2 protein-coding genes and 1 pseudogene are annotated in these 5,560 nt (G+C 66.0%); all 3 read left to right on the top strand.

Annotation, left to right across the window (positions count from 1 at the left end; translation table 11 throughout):
* Positions 1-1,836: pseudogene (locus FJ527_RS29195) on the top strand (hypothetical protein); the annotation flags it as partial.
* A gap of 616 nt (positions 1,837-2,452) precedes the next feature.
* Entirely contained in the window at positions 2,453-3,337 is an 885-nt protein-coding gene (locus FJ527_RS29190) for a DUF4347 domain-containing protein (RefSeq protein ID WP_246677835.1), read from the top strand.
* A partial coding sequence (locus FJ527_RS29185; RefSeq protein ID WP_348642635.1) for a DUF4347 domain-containing protein occupies positions 3,240-5,560 on the top strand: 2,321 nt, incomplete at its 3' end. The genes FJ527_RS29190 and FJ527_RS29185, both read left to right, overlap by 98 nt.

Raw genomic sequence — 5,560 nt, 5'->3', positions numbered from 1 at the left:
ACAGGTTCGACCGGCGCAACCGGCGATACCGGAGCAACAGGATCGACAGGTGCCACCGGCGCGACCGGAGCCACTGGTTCGACCGGTGCAACTGGCTCGACCGGCGCAACCGGTTCGACTGGCGCCACAGGTGATACCGGCGCGACTGGCTCGACCGGCGCCACAGGGGAGACCGGGGCGACCGGCTCTACTGGTACGACAGGCTCCACCGGAGCGACTGGTTCGACCGGTGCCACGGGTAATACCGGAGCGACAGGTTCGACCGGCGCAACCGGCGATACCGGAGCAACAGGATCGACAGGTGCCACCGGCGCGACCGGAGCCACTGGCTCGACCGGCGCCACTGGTTCGACCGGTGCAACTGGCTCGACTGGAGCAACCGGTTCGACTGGCGCCACAGGTGATACCGGCGCGACTGGCTCGACCGGAGCAACTGGCTCGACCGGCGCCACTGGTTCGACCGGCGCCACTGGCTCGACTGGTGCAACGGGTTCGACCGGTGATACCGGTGCCACGGGCTCGACCGGAGCGACTGGCTCGACCGGTGCAACTGGCTCGACTGGTGCAACGGGTTCGACCGGTGCGACTGGTGATACCGGTGCCACGGGCTCGACCGGAGCGACTGGCTCGACCGGAGCTACTGGTTCGACCGGGGCAACCGGTTCGACCGGCGCTACTGGCTCGACCGGCGCTACAGGATCGACCGGGGCAACCGGCTCGACCGGCGCCACCGGCTCGACTGGAGCGACAGGATCGACCGGGGCAACCGGCTCGACCGGAGCAACTGGTTCGACCGGCGCAACCGGGGCAACCGGCTCGACTGGCGCCACTGGCTCGACCGGCGCCACTGGTTCGACTGGCGCCACTGGTCCGACCGGAGCAACCGGCTCGACTGGAGCCACTGGCTCGACCGGCGCCACTGGCTCGACCGGCGCCACTGGTTCGACTGGCGCCACTGGTCCGACCGGAGCAACCGGCTCGACTGGAGCCACTGGCTCGACCGGCGCAACCGGCTCGACTGGAGCCACTGGCTCGACCGGCGCAACCGGCTCGACCGGGGCGACCGGCTCGACCGGCGCCACTGGCTCGACCGGCGCAACTGGTTCGACCGGGGCCACAGGCGCAACAGGCTCGACCGGCGCAACTGGTTCGACCGGGGCAACCGGGGCCACAGGCGCAACCGGCTCGACCGGAGCAACCGGCTCGACGGGTGCAACGGGTGCAACGGGGGCGACCGGCTCGACTGGACCCACTGGCTCGACCGGCGCAACCGGCTCGACTGGAGCAACCGGAGCCACGGGTGCAACCGGCGCAACTGGTTCGACCGGGGCAACCGGCTCGACCGGTGCCACGGGAGCGACTGGTGCGACAGGCTCGCAAGGTCCGACAGGCCCGACCGGAGGAACCGGTTCGGATGGTGGTGGTACTGGTGGTCATGGCAATAACGGCTTTGGCAATGGAGACCAGAATGCACCTGGTGGTTCCGGGAACAATAACAATGCCGAAAACGGCCCTGGTCACAAAGCCAACGTCACGGCCAATACGCTCGGGCTCAAGGATACGAAGCAGTTCCTGCAGTCCGGCTCGACTGATGGCGGCGGCGGTTCCGGCGGCCATGCGTCGGTCCGCAACCTGATCGGCCTTGCGACGACTTCGATGACGACAGACCTGCTGAATGTCCTCAAGACCGTCAGTGGATCTGGCCAGAACCCGAACAAGCCTTCCGGGGCGAGCACGGATCTCACCTCGGACCAGACCAAGGCAGGCGCCGGCTACGCCAGCAACGACCACACCGTCAAGACAACCCTGAAGGATCTCTTGAAGCCACATGAGTGAGCGGCGAACGGACTGGACGGTAACTGGTCCAGGTTGAAAAAAGTACGCGCGGGCTTCGCTGGAGGCCCGCGCGTTGATCATTCTTCCTTGTCGGCTCGTGCAGCGTTCCTGTAGCGGGACGATATCGGTCAGCACGAGCTGGCACCCGGCAAGCTCCGCGGCTGGCGCCCTGCCAGGCGATTGATTCGCATGGTTCACAGCAACTGAACGGAAGCCGGCAAGTATTCGGTTTGCAGGAACAATTTGAGCTAAGCCGACGCCTCACTATTGATCGAGGTCTGCTGTTCTCTGAAATTTACCAATTCCTTCCTTAACAGTTTACAAATCCCTAATTTTCGAATTTACTAATATGCGGGTATAGAGGGTGCCCGCAGATCGCACGGTCGGTGGCCGCAAGGTCTGTGCAGGTGGGTTGGACAGGGATCGGGTAGCAAGGCAATTTCGCGCATGAAGAAGGGGCGTCTACAAGGCGCACCGTGACATGTCGCGTCCATGCCTATGCTTCGGCGGAAGGCAGACGGTTTCCCATTCCGGAGTTCACTCGCGAGTTTGCCGTCGAAACATCGGCGGCATGGGTGTCAGGAGTGGGGTGGCTGTGAGTCAAATGTTGTCGCGTGTGCCCTGTGGGGGCGTTGGCGCATTCCCGCGGTTCGACGGGCGCCGGAGCGATCCGCTGCCGGACGCTGCGACTGATCGCCCGATCGCGCGGACCGATGCGCCCCGGGCCTCCGAACTCCTTTTCGTCGATCCCTCCGTATCCGATCTCGGTACGATCCTGGCCAACCTGAGGCCGGAGGTCGAAGCGATCGTGCTCGACGCCGGGCGCCCGGCAGCGCGCCAGATGGCAGTTGCACTCGAACGCCGCGACGGCCTCGACGCGGTCCACGTCATCGCGCACGGCGCGCCGGGGCGGGTGAGCTTCGCGGCCGGCGAGTGGTCGGCGCGGACGCTGAAGGACGATGCTGACGATCTCGCTTCGATTGGCCAGGCGCTGGGCGAATCCGGCGAGCTGCTCTTGTGGAGCTGCAACGCGGGCGCCGGTGCGGCCGGAATGAATTTCATCGATGCGCTGTCGCGCACGGTGGCAGCGCCAGTTGCGGCGGCGAACGACTTGGTTGGGTCGCCGGCGCTAGGCGGCGACTGGAAACTGAACATTCAAACAAAGAACGCTGCGGCACAGCCGCCGCTGACCCGGGGGGGCATCATGAGCTACGCAGCAGTTCTGGCAGCGATAGAGATCACCGTATCCGGCTTGGTCCCGAGCGGCTTGGCGGCCGGCTCGACAACCTACTTCGTGGTAGACAGGGACCACGGCTCGATCGTCGGCAACATCAATCTGCCGAACATGGCGAACAGGGCCTTCCGGATCACCGTCAGGGTGCCCGGCGGATCGACGGGCCTCGATGTCGGCATCTTCGACGACGCCGGCAAGTTCACCTCGGCCGGCTTCACCGTGGATGTGCCCGCGCCTCCATCCGGCGCCGTTGGGCCGAAGGGGTGATGTCATGCTGAACAACCCAATTCCCTTCCATAGCCCGGTCGCCTCGCGGCCGGGCCTTGGTGCATCAACATGGCAAGCTTCGCCCGAACACCCTCGGGGCGATCATGCGATGACGTCCGAAATCGTGTTCATCGATCCTGGCGTCAGCGACATTAGGACCCTTCTGGCCGGGCTGCGGCCTGGCGTACAGCCGGTGCTTCTCGATGCCACGCGGCCCGCGTCCGCGCAGATGGCAGCGGCGCTGGCCGGCCGGCGGGGCCTTGCTGCTGTGCACATCATCGCCCACGGCTCGCCGGGGCGGGTGCATTTCAGCACCGGCGCCTGGTCGATCGATACCCTCGAAGACACAGCGGACGACCTTGCGGCGATAGGCAGGGCGCTGAGCGCCAAAGGCGATCTCAGACTTTGGAGCTGCGACACGGGCAAGAGCGGGGTGGGCGAGGCGTTTGTTTCGGCGCTGGAGGAGGCGGCAAGAGCTTGCGTCGCGGCATCACGGACTTTCGTGGGAGCGCGCGCTGCTGCCCTGAACTGGGAACTGACGCTTCGCGGCACCGTTTCAGCAGAACCGCCACTGACCGCCCGAGGAATTAGCCAGTATGCTGCTTCATTTGCGGACGATTACATTGAGTTCTCAGGAGCTATTGGTAACGGCTCTAGTCAACTTGCTGCGACTGGGGTTACTACCTACTATGTTGTAACAGGAGCGTCACCAAACCAAGTAATAGTTGGTCAATTTACGATATCACCTTTTGCAAAAACCTTTGATTTGATCGTGCCAGTGTCGATTGCTGTTGGCACTTCTTATACCCTGGTTGACAGTAGCGGCGCTACGGTAGGAACAGGCCATTATACTGCTAGCGCGATTCAGAGTAGCGCCGGCGCGACGGGTGCCACCGGCGCTACAGGTGCCACGGGTTCGACCGGCGCCACAGGCCAAACCGGAGCTACAGGTTCAACCGGCGCCACCGGGTCGACTGGCGCAACAGGTTCAACGGGCGCCACAGGTTCGACCGGAGCCACAGGTTCAACGGGCGCCACAGGTTCGACCGGAGCCACAGGCGCAACCGGCGCCACCGGGTCGACTGGCGCCACAGGTTCGACCGGAGCCACAGGCGCAACCGGCGCCACGGGTTCGATCGGCCCCACGGGTTCGACCGGCGCCACAGGTTCGACCGGAGCCACAGGCGCAACCGGAGCCACGGGTTCGACTGGCGCTACGGGCTCGACCGGCGCCACGGGTTCGACTGGAGCAACTGGAGCCACAGGTGCGACCGGCGATACCGGTGCCACGGGTTCAACCGGTGCAACCGGCGATACGGGCGCAACGGGCTCGACCGGTGCAACCGGCGATACAGGCGCCACGGGTTCGACTGGAGCAACCGGAGCCACAGGTGCAACCGGCGATACAGGCGCCACTGGTTCGACTGGAGCCACGGGCTCAACTGGAGCTACCGGCGCCACAGGCGCGACCGGTGATACGGGCGCCACGGGTTCGACCGGAGCAACCGGAGCCACAGGTGCAACCGGCGATACCGGAGCGACTGGCTCGACCGGTGCTACCGGAGCCACAGGTGCTACGGGCTCCACTGGCGCAACTGGTGATACCGGTGCCACGGGTTCAACCGGGGCGACCGGCGATACCGGCGCCACTGGTTCGACTGGCGCCACGGGCTCTACTGGAGCAACCGGAGCCACAGGCGCAACCGGCGATACGGGCGCCACGGGTTCGACTGGTGCAACCGGAGCCACAGGTGCGACTGGCGATACGGGCGCCACGGGTTCGACCGGAGCCACCGGAGCCACAGGTGCGACCGGCGATACTGGAGCCACGGGCTCGACCGGAGCCACAGGTGCTACGGGTTCCACTGGTGCAACTGGTGATACCGGTGCCACGGGTTCAACCGGGGCGACCGGCGATACTGGAGCGACAGGCTCGACTGGCGCCACGGGGTCGACTGGAGCCACCGGCTCGACCGGCGCCACAGGCGATACCGGTGCCACGGGGTCGACTGGAGCCACAGGCGCGACCGGCGACACGGGTGCCACGGGCTCGACCGGAGCAACCGGAGCCACGGGTGCGACCGGCGATACGGGTGCAACAGGTTCGACCGGTTCTACCGGAGCCACAGGTGCTACGGGTTCCACTGGCGCAACTGGTGATACCGGTGCCACGGGTTCAACCGGGGCGACCGGCGATACTGGAGCGACGGGCTCGACTGGCGC

The organism is Mesorhizobium sp. B2-4-18 (assembly GCF_006441385.1).
GTDB lineage: Bacteria > Pseudomonadota > Alphaproteobacteria > Rhizobiales > Rhizobiaceae > Mesorhizobium > Mesorhizobium australicum.
This window is presented reverse-complemented; position numbering and strand designations above follow the sequence as displayed.